Origin of the sequence: Colwellia sp. MB3u-41 (genome assembly GCF_014076845.1) — a bacterium.
Classification (GTDB): domain Bacteria; phylum Pseudomonadota; class Gammaproteobacteria; order Enterobacterales; family Alteromonadaceae; genus Colwellia_A.
This window is the reverse complement of sequence record NZ_JACGUT010000077.1, coordinates 278,047-292,090: the sequence shown is the minus strand read 5'-3', so window position 1 is coordinate 292,090 and position 14,044 is coordinate 278,047. Positions and strand designations below refer to the sequence as shown.

Here is a 14,044-nt window from a genome sequence, read left to right as displayed (position 1 = left end):
TTTTCTGCAAATCGAAGCGGCATTATACAGAAATCTCTGCACAATGCTACTTCTAAAAGATATTGCTGTCAGCTTAGATAAATCTAAACTTAACCTTGTCTTTGCTTGTGCTTAGGTTCAACACAAAGAATGCGTACTACGCCTTTGCGTTTAACCACTTTACAATTACGACAAATCTTTTTTACGGATGCACGTACTTTCATTTTATACTCCGTTTACCTATTAAATTAAGCCTAACGGCCTAACCTTTTAAGTTAGCTTTCTTAAGCACATTATCATATTGATGAGACATCATATGCGTTTGTACTTGTGCCATAAAGTCCATAATAACCACTACTATAATAAGTAATGATGTACCACCGAAGTAGAACTGAACGTCCCATGCGATGATCATGAACTGAGGTACCAAACAGATAAAGGTAATATACAACGCACCGGCTAGGGTTAAACGTGTCATCACTTTATCTATATATTTAGACGTTTGCTCGCCAGGACGTATCCCAGGAATAAACGCACCTGATTTTTTTAGGTTATCTGCTGTTTCACGCGGATTGAAAACAAGAGCCGTGTAAAAGAAACAGAAAAATATTATCGCTGCGGCAAGTAACATAACGTACAACGGCTGACCTGGAGAAATAGCAATAGATACTTCTTGTAAAAAGTCAGCAACTGCACCTTCACCTTGCCCGAACCAGCTCGCTAGAGTGCCAGGGAACAAGATAATACTTGATGCAAAGATTGGTGGTATAACACCAGCCATATTCACTTTCAGTGGTAAATGTGTGCTTTGGGCAGCAAAAACCTTACGGCCTTGCTGACGTTTAGCATAGTTAACAACAATACGTCGTTGACCACGTTCCACAAATACTACAAAAAATGTTACAGCGAATACTATGACACACATCAGCAATAATACTAATAAGTGCAATTCACCTTGACGCGCCATTTCAGCTGTTTGTGCAACAGCCGAGGGCATGCCAGCAACAATACCTGCAAAAATCAAGATTGATATACCGTTACCAATACCACGTTCAGTAATTTGTTCGCCTAACCACATCAAAAACATGGTACCGGTTACTAAACTTACTACCGCAGCAAAGTAGAAACCAAAACCAGCGTCCATTACTAGACCCGGCATCATTCCTGGTAAACTTCTTGCAATTGCAATTGATTGTACTGTCGCTAAGACTAACGTGCCGTAGCGGGTGTATTGGCTGATCTTACGACGTCCAGCTTCACCTTCTTTTTTCAGCTCTGCCATTGCGGGATGAACCACAGTGAGCAATTGCATGATAATTGAAGCTGAGATGTACGGCATAATACCTAGCGCCAATACAGAGGCTCGCTCAAGTGCACCACCAGAGAACATGTTAAACATTTCTACAATGGTGCCCTTTTGTTGTTCAAACAACTGAGCTAATACAGCGGCGTCAATACCAGGGATTGGCACAAATGATCCTAAACGGAACACAATGAGGGCGCCGAGAACAAACCATAATCTTTGCTTAAGCTCAGACATTCCGCCTGCGCCTTTACCACTTTGTGAAGTAGCCATTCCTGGTGTAGCCATGCTGTACTATTCCTCGATTTTTCCGCCAGCAGCTTCAATAGCTGCACGTGCGCCTTTAGTAACACCTAAACCACGAACCGTAATTGGACGGTTAATTTCACCAGACAACATAATTTTTGCTGTCTTAATGTTACGTGTAATTAGGTTTGCATCTTTAAGAGCAAAGATATCGACAACATCACCTGTGATGTTATTTAGTTCATGTAGACGTACTTCAGCGCGAACTAAAGATTTACGTGACGTGAAACCAAACTTAGGTAAACGTTGTTTCAATGGCATTTGACCACCTTCGAAACCTGGACGTACACTACCGCCAGAACGAGACTTCTGACCTTTATGGCCACGTCCGCCTGTTTTACCTATGCCTGAACCAATACCACGCCCACAGCGCTTCTTAGCTTTCTTTGCACCTGGTGCAGGAGATAAAGTATTTAAATGCATAATTAGTCCTCCACCTTAACCATATAAGATACTGTGTTAATCATACCGCGTACAGATGGAGTATCTTCTAACTCTACTGTATGACGGATACGACGTAATCCAAGACCTCTTAATGTAGCTCTATGCTTCGGTAAACGACCGATAGAACTTTTCATTTGAGTTACTTTTACTGTTTTAGCCATGCTCAATTACCCCAGTATGTCTGCAACGGTTTTGCCACGCTTAGCTGCAACACCTGCCGGCGATTTCATATTCGCAAGAGCTGAAACAGTAGCACGAACTACGTTGATCGGGTTAGTAGAACCGTATGCTTTTGACAATACGTTCTGAACACCTGCTACTTCTAGTACTGCACGCATCGCGCCACCGGCGATGATACCTGTACCTTCAGAAGCTGGTTGCATGTAAACTTTAGAACCAGAGTGCTTGCCAATAATGACATGCTGAAGAGTTGTACCCTTCAGATCAACGGTTACTATGTTACGACGTGCTTTTTCCATTGCTTTCTGGATTGCAGCAGGCACTTCACGTGCTTTACCGTATCCGAAACCAACGCGACCAGCACCATCACCAACTACTGTAAGAGCAGTGAAACTGAATATGCGACCACCTTTAACCACTTTTGAAACGCGGTTAACGGCGATTAGCTTTTCAGCCATATCACTTTGTTGTGAGTTTTCTTGATTATGATTAGCCATTATCAACTCCTAGAACTGCAGGCCAGCTTCACGAGCTGCTTCTGCTAACGCTTTTACGCGACCGTGATAACGGAAACCAGAGCGATCAAAAGCAATGCTTGTGATCCCTTTAGCTACTGCACGTTCAGCAATTGCTGTACCGACTGCAGTTGCTGCGGCAACGTTACCTGTTTTATCTAACTGAGCACTGATTTCTTTGTCTAAAGTAGACGCAGATGCGATAACTTCAGAACCCGTTGGAGCGATCAATTGCGCGTAAATGTGGCGAGGAGTACGAAATACAACTAAACGATTCGCACCCAACTCGCTAATTTTTGCACGAGCGCGTTTAGCGCGGCGCAAACGAGATGTTTTCTTATCCATAGTATTATCCTACTTCTTTTTAGCTTCTTTACGGCGAACATGCTCGTCACTATAACGTATACCTTTACCTTTATAAGGCTCTGGCTTACGGTATGAACGAATGTCTGCAGCAACTTGACCAACCAACTGTTTATCAGCACCTTTCAGTATGATTTCAGTTTGACTAGGAGTTTCAACGGTAATCCCATCAGGGATAGCGTGGTTAACTGGATGTGATAAACCTAGAGATAAGCTTAATGACTTACCTGCAGCTTTTGCACGATAACCAACACCGTTTAATAACAATGTTTTTGCATAACCTGTACTAACACCTTCAACCATATTATTGATTAAAGCACGTGCAGTACCTGCTTGAGCCCATGCGCCTTTAACATCAGCAACGATATTAGTAATGATGCTATTTTCTTCTTGAGAAATAACAACGTCACTATGGATCGTGCGAGATAATTCGCCCATTGGACCTTTAACTTGAATGTCTTGACCTGATAACGTAACAGTAACGCCAGCAGGAACAACGACAGGTGCTTTTGCAACACGAGACATATATTTCTCCTTACGCTACGAAACCGATGATTTCACCGCCGATACCCGCAGAGCGAGCAGCGCGATCAGTCATCAGACCTTTAGAAGTAGATACAATCGCAATACCCATACCTGCTAGAACTTTAGGAAGTTCATCACAGCTTTTGTATATACGAAGACCAGGACGTGAAACACGTTTGATCGTTTCTATTACTTCTTTACCTTCAAAATATTTCAAAGTTACAGATAACTCAGGCTTAACTTCGCCTGACACTGAAAACTCTGATACATAACCTTCTTCTTTAAGCAAGTTGGCAATAGCAACTTTAACCTTAGAAGATGGCATTGTAACTGCAACTTTAGCTGCAGATTGACCGTTGCGGATGCGTGTAAACATGTCCGCGATAGGATCAGTCATCATAACAATTTACTCCCGTGAATTACCAACTAGCTTTCTTAAGACCTGGAACTTCACCACGCATCATTGCTTCACGCAATTTGATTCGGCTTAAACCGAATTTACGTAAGAAACCATGCGGACGACCAGTAATATTACAACGGTTACGTTGACGACTACTTGATGAATCACGAGGTAAACTTTGAAGTTTCAATACAGCATCCCAACGATCTTCTTCAGAAGAGTTATCGTTAGAGATAATTGCTTTCAATGCACTACGCTTTTCAGCATATTGTGCTACTAATTTGGTTCTTTTAGCTTCACGAGCTTTCATTGACGTTTTAGCCATAACTCTACACCTTGTTCTTAAACGGGAAGCTAAAGGCAGACAACAATGCGTGTCCTTCTTCATTGCTCTTCGCGCTAGTAGTGATAGTAATATCCATCCCACGAATTTTATCGATTTTATCGTAATCGATTTCAGGGAAGATTATTTGCTCACGTACGCCCATGCTGTAGTTACCACGGCCATCGAATGACTTAGGGTTTAAGCCACGGAAATCGCGGATACGAGGAATAGAGATCGAAATTAAACGCTCTAAAAATTCCCACATACGTTCGCCACGTAGAGTTACTTTTGTACCAATAGGGTAACCTTCACGGATCTTAAAGCCCGCAACAGATTTGCGTGCTACAGTCGTAACTGGTTTTTGACCTGAGATTGCAGTAAGATCATTTGTGGCATGGTCTAATACTTTTTTATCAGCAATAGCTTCACCAACACCCATGTTAAGGGTGATCTTTTCAATCCGAGGGACTTGCATGACACTCTTATATTCGAACTTCTTCTGAAGGTCGTCTACAACAGTATCTTTGTAAAAATCATGCAGTTTCGCCATCGTTTACTCCAATAATTAAACTAGTTCGTTGTTAGATTTGAAGAAACGAACTTTTTTGCCGTCTTCAACTCTAAATCCTACACGATCTGCTTTACCCGTTTTAGGGTTAACAATCGCTACGTTTGAAACTTGTAAAGAAGCTTCTTTTTCAATAATCCCACCAGGTTGCTGTAACTGAGGTACAGGCTTAGTGTGTTTCTTGATTAAGTTTATGCCTTCTACAAATACTTTACTGTCTTCAACAAGAACTTTAGTGACTTTACCAGTCTTACCCTTGTCTTTGCCAGCTAGTACAATAACTTCATCATCACGACGAATCTTAGATGCCATTATCGTGACTCCTTATAGTACTTCAGGTGCAAGTGAAACGATTTTCATGAACTTTTCATTACGAAGTTCACGCGTCACTGGACCGAAAATACGAGTACCAATTGGTTGTAAGTTAGCATTTAACATTACAGCCGCGTTTTCATCAAAACGGATGGTTGAACCATCTGAACGACGAACACCTTTCTTAGTGCGCACAACTACCGCAGTCAGAACATCACCTTTTTTAACTTTGCCACGAGGATTTGATTCCTTCACTGCAATTTTAATGATATCACCGATACGCGCGTAGCGACGGTGCGAACCACCAAGAACCTTTATACACTGTACACGTCGAGCGCCGCTGTTATCAGCTACGTTCAGTTGTGATTGCATTTGGATCATTGAGTTTTACTCCGCTATTTATCTAAATTAACTTAGATATAATTTAAGGCCAGAAATTTGACCCGTCACTGCCTTCTACTCCCCCATAAAAACGTCAAACGAATTCGGAGGGCGCGAGATTATAACACCGCAAAAGTTAAAGTGATACTTTATTTAGCTAAAAAATAAACAATTTCATAGCTTGGAAATAATTAACACCATCAATATTGTAAAATATTATCAACTCTGATTTTTATTATTACGAAAAAGGCTGTCTTTCATGCATAAAAAAACCCTATCACAGTGTGATAGGGTTTTTATTAAACACGTTCGTTAAAACAAATTTACTAAAAGTAAATTATGATTTAGTGATTACATCAACTAAAGTCCAGTTTTTAGACTTTGAAATTGGTGCAACTTCACGAATTGTTACTAAATCACCTTCGTTGCATTGGTTTGTCTCATCATGCGCTTTCAACTTAGTTGAACGCGTAAGGTACTTACCATACATTGGGTGCTTAACACGACGTTCTATTAATACAGTGATAGACTTATCCATTTTATCACTGACAACACGACCTTGTAGTGTGCGGATTTTAGCTTCGCTCATTACTTACCTGCCTTTTCAGTTATGATAGTCTTTACACGTGCAATATTGCGACGTACCGTTCTTAGCAAATGAGTTTGTGCTAATTGTCCTGTGCTTGCTTGCATGCGATAGTTAAACTGTTCGCGTAATAATGCAAGCATTTCAGTATTTAGCTCTTCAATGCTTTTATCTTTTAATTCACTAGCTTTCATTACATCACCGTTCTAGTTACGAAAGATGTTTTGAACGGAAGTTTAGCCGCGGCTAAAGCAAATGCTTCGCGTGCGATTTCTTCCGATACACCTTCCATTTCATAAAGAACACGGCCTGGTAGAATTTGGCATACCCAATATTCCACTGAACCTTTACCTTTACCCATACGAACCTCAAGAGGCTTTTTAGTAATTGGCTTATCAGGGAATACACGTATCCAGATTTTACCTTGTCGCTTAACGTGACGAGTCATTGCTCGACGTGCCGCTTCAATCTGACGCGCAGTCATACGACCACGTTCCATTGATTTTAAACCGAAAGTACCGAAGCTAACTGAACTACCGACGTGTGCAAGACCACGGTTGCGCATTTTAAATTGCTTACGGAATTTAGTACGTTTTGGTTGTAACATTACTTAGCTCCTACTTAGGCTTGCGGTTGTTTTTTCTTTTAGGTTTAGCCGCTGGTACTTCTGCCTGTAGAGGCATATTACCAATGATTTCACCTTTAAAGATCCACACTTTGATACCAATAACACCATAAGTTGTGTTACCGCGTGCAATAGCATAGTCGATGTCAGCACGTAAAGTGTGTAGTGGTACACGACCTTCACGATACCATTCAGCACGTGCAATATCTGCACCGCCTAAACGACCACTTACTTGTACTTTAATACCCTTTGCGCCTAGACGCATAGCATTTTGTACAGCACGTTTCATAGCGCGACGAAACATCACACGACGTTCTAATTGACTAGCAATGCTGTCGGCAACAAGCTGCGCATCCATTTCTGGCTTACGTACTTCAGCGATGTTGATTTGAGCAGGAACACCAGCAATTTTAGAAACAGCTAAACGTAGTTTTTCAACATCTTCGCCTTTCTTACCGATAACTACACCCGGACGAGCCGTGTGAATTGTTACGCGGATAGATTTAGCTGGACGTTCAATCACTACTTTAGATAATGATGCACGGACAAGCTTCTCTTTCAAATATTCGCGAACCAAATGGTCACCGCGTAAATTTTCAGCGAAGTCTTTATTACTTGCAAACCAAGTAGACGCGAAAGGTTTCGTGATACCTAAGCGAATACCGTTAGGATGAACTTTTTGACCCATACTAATATACTCCTAGTTATCAGATACAATCACAGTTATGTGGCTTGTACGTTTAATTATACGATCCGCACGGCCTTTTGCACGAGGTCGGATACGTTTCATTGTTGGACCATCATCAACCGTAATAGTTTTTACGATAAGTTCATCAATGTCTGCACCTTCGTTATGCTCAGCATTAGCAATTGCAGAGTTAAGTACTTTTTTAACTAATTCAGCAGCTGACTTGTTGCTGAAAGTTAGTATTTCAAGTGCTTTCTCTACATGTAAGCCGCGGATTTGATCCACAACTAAACGTGCTTTTTGAGCAGAACCGCGGGCAAATTTATGTATAGCGATAGCTTCCATTTAATTTCCCCTATTTCTTCGCTTTCTTATCAGCGATATGACCGCGATAAGTACGAGTTGGTGCAAATTCTCCTAATTTGTGACCGATCATTTCATCAGTTACAAATACAGGTACGTGTTGACGGCCATTATGGACAGCTATGGTCAATCCGATCATCGTAGGGATGATCATTGAACGACGAGACCAGGTTTTAATTGGCTTTTTATTCCCGCTTTCCAGAGCTTTCTCTACCTTCGTCAGCAAGTGTAGGTCTATAAATGGACCTTTCTTGAGAGAACGTGGCATGGTGAATCCTCTTTATTTACCCTTCATGTGAACTTAACCTTACCGAAGTAACCTAAGCTCCACATTCAGAGTATTAATTAAATGTACTATTTAGTACGACGACGCACGATAAATTTATCAGTACGTTTGTTTGAACGAGTCTTGTAACCCTTAGTTGGTACGCCCCAAGGGGATACCGGGTGACGACCGCCAGATGTTTTACCTTCACCACCACCGTGTGGGTGATCAACTGGGTTCATGGCAACACCACGAACAGTTGGGCGAATACCGCGCCATCTTGAAGCACCAGCTTTACCCAAAGAGCGAAGCATGTGTTCAGAATTGCCGATTTCACCTAAAGTAGCACGACAGTCAGACTCAATTTTACGCATTTCGCCAGAGCGAAGACGTAAAGTGACATATGCACCGTCTTTAGCAACTAACTGAGCGTAAGTACCAGCAGCACGTGCAATTTGTGCACCTTTACCTGGCTTAAGTTCGATTGCATGCACAACACTACCTAATGGTGTGTTGCGAAGTGGCATTGTATTACCTGGCTTGATTGGAGCATCGATACCTGACTGGATTGTATCTCCAGCGCTTAAGCCTTTAGGGGCTAAGATATAACGACGTTCACCATCTGCATATAATACAAGTGCAATGTTAGCAGAACGGTTTGGATCATATTCCAAACGCTCAACTTTTGCAGGGATACCATCTTTGTTACGTTTAAAGTCGATCATGCGGTAATGTTGCTTGTGACCACCACCAACGTGACGAACTGTAATACGACCGGTATTGTTACGGCCACCAGACTTAGACTTAGTGTCTAATAATGGTGCGTAAGGCTTACCTTTATGCAACTCCGTGTTTACCACTTTAACTACGTGGCGACGACCCGGAGAAGTAGGTTTACATTTAACTATAGCCATTTTCGTAAACTCCTATGATTCCGCGCCGACGAAGTCGATGTCGCTGCCTTCAGCAAGAGTAACGTAGGCTTTCTTCCAGTCACTTCTGCGACCAAAACGAGCACCAGTACGTTTCACTTTACCTTTAACATTTAATGTGCGAACACCGTCTACTGAAACTTCAAAAAGTTTCTCAACAGCAGCTTTGATTTCAGCTTTAGTAGCACTAGTGACAACTTTGAAAACAACAGTGTTGTTTGCTTCAGCGGCCATTGTGCTTTTCTCAGAAATGTTCGGTGCTAAAAGCACTTTTAACAAACGTTCTTCGCTTATCATCCTAACATCTCCTCAAGTTGTTTAACTGCAGTAGCAGTCATCAAAACTTTCTCGAAACCAACCAAGCTAACTGGGTCAATACCGTCTACGTCACGAACGTCAACTTTATATAAGTTACGTGCTGACAAGAACAAGTTCTCATCAACTTCTGGAGTGATGATTAATACATCTTTTAACTCCAAGCCGTTAAGTTTAGCTACTAATTCTTTAGTTTTTGGTGTTTCAACAGTAAAATTTTCTACCACGACTAAGCGATCTTGACGAACTAACTCAGATAAGATGCTTTTAATCGCACCACGGTACATTTTACGGTTTACTTTTTGGCTGTGGTCTTGAGGTTTAGCAGCGAATGTTACGCCACCAGAACGCCAAATTGGACCACGGGTAGTACCAGCACGAGCACGGCCAGTACCTTTTTGACGCCAAGGTTTTGCGCCACCGCCGCTTACTTCTGAACGAGTCTTTTGAGCACGAGTACCTTGACGAGCGCCAGCTGCATATGCAACTACTACTTGATGTACTAATGCTTCGTTAAACTCAAGTCCAAAAGTTGCTTCAGAAACTTCAAGAGCACCTGAAGCGTCTTTTAATGATAATTCCATCACGAATCTCCCGGACTAGGCTTTAACAGCTGGTTTGATGATTACGTTACCGTTGATTGCACCCGGAACCGCACCTTTAATAAGGAGCAAGTTACGTTCTGCGTCAACGCGAACCAATTCAAGGTTTTGTGTAGTACAACGCACAGAACCCATGTGACCAGACATTTTCTTACCTTTGAAAACGCGACCTGGTGTTTGACACTGACCTAACGAACCGTTAGAACGATGTGATAAAGAAACACCATGAGTGGCATGTTGCATAGTAAAGTTCCAGCGCTTAATACCGCCTTGGAAACCTTTACCTTTTGACGTGCCAGTTACGTCTACTAATTTTATGTCATCGAAAATTGAAACAGTTAATTCACTGCCCAACTCTAAACCTTCGCCTTCATTTTCGTTTAAGCGGAATTCCCACAGGCCACGGCCTGCTTGAACGCCAGCTTTAGCGAAATGACCCGCTGCTGGTTTTGTAACACGGCTAGCCTTGCGGCTACCTGTTGTAACTTGAAGCGCTGAGTAACCGTCAGTTTCTAAAGTTTTCACTTGAGAAATACGGTTGGCTTCAACTTCTAGAACGGTTACAGGTGTTGATACGCCATCTTCAGTGAAGATACGAGTCATGCCTACTTTACGTCCAACTAGACCAATAGTCATTGTTAAAACCCCTTAACCCAAGCTGATTTGAACGTCAACGCCAGCTGCAAGATCTAAACGCATTAATGCGTCTACAGTCTTTTCAGTTGGCTCTACGATATCAATCATGCGTTTGTGAGTACGAATTTCGTACTGATCTCGCGCATCTTTGTTAACGTGTGGAGAAGTCAAGATAGTAAAACGCTCTTTACGTGTAGGAAGTGGAATTGGACCACGAACCTGTGCACCAGTGCGTTTTGCAGTATCTACGATTTCAGCTGTTGATTGATCAATCAAACGATGATCGAACGCTTTCAAACGAATGCGAATTCTTTGATTTGACATTAATCAAATCCCCATTTTTAAAGAACAACAAAATACATCCCATCACCTTTTATATGTAAAAGGGGGGTGTATCGCTAATAACATTCAACTCCCTATCGGAGCTGCTGTAGTACTTATCCATGTTGGCATAAGTAGAAATCCGCACAAAGCCTGAGCTATATGCGGATGCGTATTATACATAAGCAAAGATATATAGCAAGACAAAGATATTCGTTAACTATTTTTCTGAGCTTTTGCTTTCTTTTCCTGATCTCTTATTACTCGATTGCCAAGGTGAAGACGGCCCCTTCCCGGAAATCCTGCTCTTTGTAGAAGAACTCCGAGTTCCCTGGCTGTTCCTAAGTAACTGTGTAAAATCTTTAATATCTTTGTTCACACTTTTTATCGATGCTAAGTTAGCGTAATAGGTGTCCACAGAGTCTAGTTCTATTATTAAATTAAAAGATAAAAAAGCACTTGCTGTAAATTTCTCGGTCAAAGCTATACTTTTACCTTGGCGTTCTATAGCTATAGTATACTCTTCTCCTACTGCTAGATTTTTTAACTCTTCATTAATATGCGTGATGTATCGTGTGTTCATTACTTTATCATTCACTGAGACTATTATATCACCAACTTTAAGTCCTATAGCCTTAGCTGCACTATGAGGCAAGACTTCATCAACAACAATGCTATATTTTGAACCTGAGACTTTGTCTAATGTACCTATAAGACCAAATTGTTCGTTCAAGGTATTGTCTCTTACTATGTTGAGCCGACCTTTGTAATTTTTATTTCGATAGTATTCTGTAATTTCAAGCATAAGTCGTTCATATTCAAACTGTAATTCATGATCAAACTCTACCCCTTCAATAAGTGTTTTTTGAATATCGTTTTTATCGCGACCATAGGTTACTTGCGGCACAACAACAGGCTCATACACCATGTTAAGCGCGACTAATGAACTATTCCTTAAGACCTCAAGTTTCATTTCTTTTTTATAGTCAAGTGCCGTGAGTAATTCTGTTAAGTTACTATAAGCAGGATCGCCGTAACTTACTATTACATCTCCGCTAAGTAACCCCAGTTTATGAGCTAATGAAAAAGGCAAAACGCTTAGTAATCTTACCCCGCCGTCTTTGTCTTTATAATTTTCGTCTTTAACCGCACCAAAATATTGACTTACTTCACTATTAATAAGACCTAAAGGTTGCACATTATCAAAGAGTTTATTCATCACCACCCTTAGGCGTTTTTCAAGTTCAGGCGGCAATTTTTCACTACTTTTAATCTCATCAACTTTGCTCGTGATAGCTCCAAGAATATAATTATTGTCTAATACGCATAATGACTTTTCTGCACTGAGTGTTACCTGACCATCGAGACTAAAAACCACCTGATATGCATGATTATCTTCTACTCTCAATCTAAAGGTTGATAAGCGTTCAGGTGATTTAGGGCTATCGGTTCCACGCATAAAATCTGTGTAATACGTCTCCAAATCATCCTTTTTCCATAGTTCCACTGTTACGCTGTGTTCACCTGGTTCTAAATAATAGAGTTTACTGGCGTTTAGCGTCCTTAATTCATCTCCACCAATAAGACCGGTACGAAGTGTTCTAGTGCTGAGGCCACTTGTATACTTTTTAATTTCACTCTCTAACATCAAACCATTGCTAAGTCTTATTCTTGAGAGGTAAGTTTCACCTTCTATTTTGGTCTGTTTTAGTTGTAAAGATGAACACTCCTTAGCTGAAACTGTATGCGTCGTTATCCCCAATAACAAAACTAAACCTAATACAAATTTATGACTTTTATATACTGAATACATCGCTGACTCCCTGTTGTGTTTTATAGAGCTCTAAAATAAGAACACTTCGCTTTTGAAGAAGTGTTACTTTTTGATCTAAAGAGCTAATATTTTGTAATTTTTTATCAATATCATTTAATTTTTGAACAAAAAACACTTGTTCATAGGTAGTGACTTTAGGATTTATAAGTTTTGATTCTAATTGTTGATTTGTTAATAACACTTGTTCTAATTGATTGTGTAATTGATAATTGCTAAAAACTAGCCAGCCCATTGCTAAAAAGATTGTTGATGCAGCTACAGCAAAAGATTTAATGTAAAAAGGCACAACAGTTGGCTCTTTAACGTGATGTGGAGCGGCAATTATCGGTTGAATTCGGCCTTGAATTTTAAGCCAGTTAATTTCATTAGGGACGCTAAGTGCAGACATTTTAGAAGATTGTATTAAGGCTGACATCTTAGTTCGCTCATCTTCATTGTCAGTAATTTCCCTAACATGATCTTCGTCTGCAGCTGTTAGTAAATCTGCACTTTCAATTTTATTATCCTGCATATTTTTTAGCCTCAGATTTTATTTTTAACTTTTTTAAGGTGCGTGAAAGCGTAGATTTTGAAAAGCTCGCGGTTTTATTGAATATACGCCCTATTTCATCATGCTTATATTGCTCAACCACTGACAACCATAAAACCATTCTCTCAGTCTCCGTTATTTGTGCTAATAAGTTATCTAATAAGTTTTGATTTTCTGCTTCATTATTTACATAACTGCCATCAGTAAAAAGGTAAGTTAATTGTGAAAACACCTCTTGTTGTCTTTTTACTTTCTTAATATTATTTAAGGTATTATTAAAACCGATCCTCTTTATCCATGAAGCAAAGCAGCGATTCTTATCAAACGATCCTATTGAATTAAAGGCGTCCACAAATGTATCTTGCAATAAATCATTAGCGGTAGATTCATCTCGGCAAATCCTAATAATAAAACCATAAAGTGCAGGGGAGAAAAGCCGATAACACTTTTCAAAAGCCTCATTCTCTCCGGCTAACATTCCTGATAAAACGTCAATTTTTAACATCTACTCCTCCAAATCCCTTTTCTTCAATGTGTGTGCCACTATTATTGATAAAGTGTGCTTTCATTGACTTAACAACTTACAACGCAATTACCAGCGTTAGCACCGGCGGTCTATCATATCGATACGGTATAATATGATATTTTAATAAGTCACTTAGTTTATCTTAAGCTTTTTACCTTGCATTGATTTCTATCCTTATCCTTTCATACTTAGTAATACATCTGTCAACAATAAATGGTCGC

General features: G+C 40.4%; 26 protein-coding genes. All 26 read right to left on the bottom strand.

The features are described 5' to 3' along the window. Nucleotides 1–89: 89 nt before the first annotated feature. Complete coding sequence (gene rpmJ / locus H4J73_RS10530) at nucleotides 90–203, bottom strand: 50S ribosomal protein L36 (RefSeq protein ID WP_083277954.1); 114 nt, start codon at nucleotides 201–203, stop codon at nucleotides 90–92. 38 nt (nucleotides 204–241) lie between these two features. Further along, on the bottom strand, nucleotides 242–1,570 hold the full coding sequence (secY, locus tag H4J73_RS10525; RefSeq protein WP_182180542.1) for a preprotein translocase subunit SecY: 1,329 nt from the start codon (nucleotides 1,568–1,570) through the stop codon (nucleotides 242–244). Nucleotides 1,571–1,576: 6 nt separating this feature from the next. Further along, a complete protein-coding gene (gene rplO / locus H4J73_RS10520; RefSeq protein WP_182180544.1) occupies nucleotides 1,577–2,011 on the bottom strand; it encodes a 50S ribosomal protein L15 in 435 nt (144 codons plus the stop codon). 2 nt (nucleotides 2,012–2,013) lie between these two features. Then, nucleotides 2,014–2,193 carry a 50S ribosomal protein L30 gene (rpmD, locus tag H4J73_RS10515; RefSeq protein ID WP_070375062.1) on the bottom strand — a complete coding sequence of 60 codons (180 nt, stop codon included), beginning with the start codon at nucleotides 2,191–2,193 and terminating at the stop codon, nucleotides 2,014–2,016. 6 nt (nucleotides 2,194–2,199) lie between these two features. Then, a complete protein-coding gene (gene rpsE / locus H4J73_RS10510; RefSeq protein WP_070375063.1) occupies nucleotides 2,200–2,709 on the bottom strand; it encodes a 30S ribosomal protein S5 in 510 nt (169 codons plus the stop codon). Nucleotides 2,710–2,718: 9 nt separating this feature from the next. Then, nucleotides 2,719–3,072 carry a 50S ribosomal protein L18 gene (gene rplR / locus H4J73_RS10505; protein WP_070375064.1) on the bottom strand — a complete coding sequence of 118 codons (354 nt, stop codon included), beginning with the start codon at nucleotides 3,070–3,072 and terminating at the stop codon, nucleotides 2,719–2,721. A gap of 9 nt (nucleotides 3,073–3,081) precedes the next feature. Continuing rightward, nucleotides 3,082–3,615 (bottom strand): 50S ribosomal protein L6, encoded by a 534-nt coding sequence (rplF, locus tag H4J73_RS10500; RefSeq protein WP_182180546.1) that lies wholly within the window; start codon nucleotides 3,613–3,615, stop codon nucleotides 3,082–3,084. Between the two features lie 10 nt (nucleotides 3,616–3,625). Beyond that, on the bottom strand, nucleotides 3,626–4,015 hold the full coding sequence (gene rpsH / locus H4J73_RS10495; protein WP_146799770.1) for a 30S ribosomal protein S8: 390 nt from the start codon (nucleotides 4,013–4,015) through the stop codon (nucleotides 3,626–3,628). 19 nt (nucleotides 4,016–4,034) lie between these two features. Then, entirely contained in the window at nucleotides 4,035–4,340 is a 306-nt protein-coding gene (gene rpsN / locus H4J73_RS10490) for a 30S ribosomal protein S14 (RefSeq protein ID WP_070375066.1), read from the bottom strand. Nucleotides 4,341–4,344: 4 nt separating this feature from the next. Next, entirely contained in the window at nucleotides 4,345–4,890 is a 546-nt protein-coding gene (gene rplE / locus H4J73_RS10485; RefSeq protein WP_182180548.1) for a 50S ribosomal protein L5, read from the bottom strand. Nucleotides 4,891–4,905: 15 nt separating this feature from the next. Next, the gene (gene rplX, locus H4J73_RS10480) at nucleotides 4,906–5,220 is read right to left on the bottom strand and encodes a 50S ribosomal protein L24 (protein ID WP_182180550.1); all 315 of its coding nucleotides are present in this window, start codon (nucleotides 5,218–5,220) and stop codon (nucleotides 4,906–4,908) included. Nucleotides 5,221–5,232: 12 nt separating this feature from the next. Further along, on the bottom strand, nucleotides 5,233–5,601 hold the full coding sequence (gene rplN / locus H4J73_RS10475) for a 50S ribosomal protein L14 (protein WP_070375069.1): 369 nt from the start codon (nucleotides 5,599–5,601) through the stop codon (nucleotides 5,233–5,235). A gap of 337 nt (nucleotides 5,602–5,938) precedes the next feature. Further along, complete coding sequence (gene rpsQ / locus H4J73_RS10470) at nucleotides 5,939–6,190, bottom strand: 30S ribosomal protein S17 (protein ID WP_182180552.1); 252 nt, start codon at nucleotides 6,188–6,190, stop codon at nucleotides 5,939–5,941. Then, nucleotides 6,190–6,381: a 50S ribosomal protein L29 gene (gene rpmC / locus H4J73_RS10465; protein ID WP_070375071.1), complete on the bottom strand. Its 192-nt coding sequence runs from the start codon at nucleotides 6,379–6,381 to the stop codon at nucleotides 6,190–6,192. The genes rpsQ and rpmC overlap by 1 nt, the downstream gene beginning before the upstream one ends. Continuing rightward, nucleotides 6,381–6,794: a 50S ribosomal protein L16 gene (rplP, locus tag H4J73_RS10460; RefSeq protein WP_070375072.1), complete on the bottom strand. Its 414-nt coding sequence runs from the start codon at nucleotides 6,792–6,794 to the stop codon at nucleotides 6,381–6,383. Before rplP ends, rpmC begins: the two co-directional genes overlap by 1 nt. Before the next feature lie 10 nt (nucleotides 6,795–6,804). After that, nucleotides 6,805–7,500, bottom strand: coding sequence for a 30S ribosomal protein S3 (gene rpsC, locus H4J73_RS10455; protein WP_070375073.1), 696 nt, complete (start codon nucleotides 7,498–7,500; stop codon nucleotides 6,805–6,807). 12 nt (nucleotides 7,501–7,512) lie between these two features. After that, on the bottom strand, nucleotides 7,513–7,845 hold the full coding sequence (rplV, locus tag H4J73_RS10450) for a 50S ribosomal protein L22 (protein WP_182180554.1): 333 nt from the start codon (nucleotides 7,843–7,845) through the stop codon (nucleotides 7,513–7,515). A 10-nt stretch (nucleotides 7,846–7,855) separates the two neighbouring features. Next, nucleotides 7,856–8,131, bottom strand: coding sequence for a 30S ribosomal protein S19 (gene rpsS, locus H4J73_RS10445; RefSeq protein ID WP_070375075.1), 276 nt, complete (start codon nucleotides 8,129–8,131; stop codon nucleotides 7,856–7,858). Nucleotides 8,132–8,217: 86 nt separating this feature from the next. Continuing rightward, nucleotides 8,218–9,042: a 50S ribosomal protein L2 gene (gene rplB / locus H4J73_RS10440; protein WP_182180556.1), complete on the bottom strand. Its 825-nt coding sequence runs from the start codon at nucleotides 9,040–9,042 to the stop codon at nucleotides 8,218–8,220. A gap of 12 nt (nucleotides 9,043–9,054) precedes the next feature. Beyond that, nucleotides 9,055–9,357, bottom strand: coding sequence for a 50S ribosomal protein L23 (rplW, locus tag H4J73_RS10435; protein ID WP_182180558.1), 303 nt, complete (start codon nucleotides 9,355–9,357; stop codon nucleotides 9,055–9,057). Continuing rightward, entirely contained in the window at nucleotides 9,354–9,959 is a 606-nt protein-coding gene (gene rplD / locus H4J73_RS10430) for a 50S ribosomal protein L4 (protein ID WP_182180559.1), read from the bottom strand. Before rplD ends, rplW begins: the two co-directional genes overlap by 4 nt. Before the next feature lie 15 nt (nucleotides 9,960–9,974). Beyond that, nucleotides 9,975–10,613, bottom strand: a complete 639-nt coding sequence (gene rplC / locus H4J73_RS10425; protein WP_182180561.1) for a 50S ribosomal protein L3 — start codon at nucleotides 10,611–10,613, stop codon at nucleotides 9,975–9,977. 12 nt (nucleotides 10,614–10,625) lie between these two features. Next, nucleotides 10,626–10,937 (bottom strand): 30S ribosomal protein S10, encoded by a 312-nt coding sequence (gene rpsJ / locus H4J73_RS10420; RefSeq protein WP_070375080.1) that lies wholly within the window; start codon nucleotides 10,935–10,937, stop codon nucleotides 10,626–10,628. A 217-nt stretch (nucleotides 10,938–11,154) separates the two neighbouring features. Next, entirely contained in the window at nucleotides 11,155–12,747 is a 1,593-nt protein-coding gene (locus H4J73_RS10415) for a PDZ domain-containing protein (RefSeq protein WP_182180564.1), read from the bottom strand. Continuing rightward, entirely contained in the window at nucleotides 12,731–13,279 is a 549-nt protein-coding gene (locus H4J73_RS10410) for a hypothetical protein (RefSeq protein WP_182180566.1), read from the bottom strand. The genes H4J73_RS10415 and H4J73_RS10410 overlap by 17 nt, the downstream gene beginning before the upstream one ends. Continuing rightward, entirely contained in the window at nucleotides 13,269–13,802 is a 534-nt protein-coding gene (locus H4J73_RS10405; RefSeq protein WP_182180567.1) for an RNA polymerase sigma factor, read from the bottom strand. The genes H4J73_RS10410 and H4J73_RS10405 overlap by 11 nt, the downstream gene beginning before the upstream one ends. Between the last annotated feature and the right edge of the window lie 242 nt (nucleotides 13,803–14,044).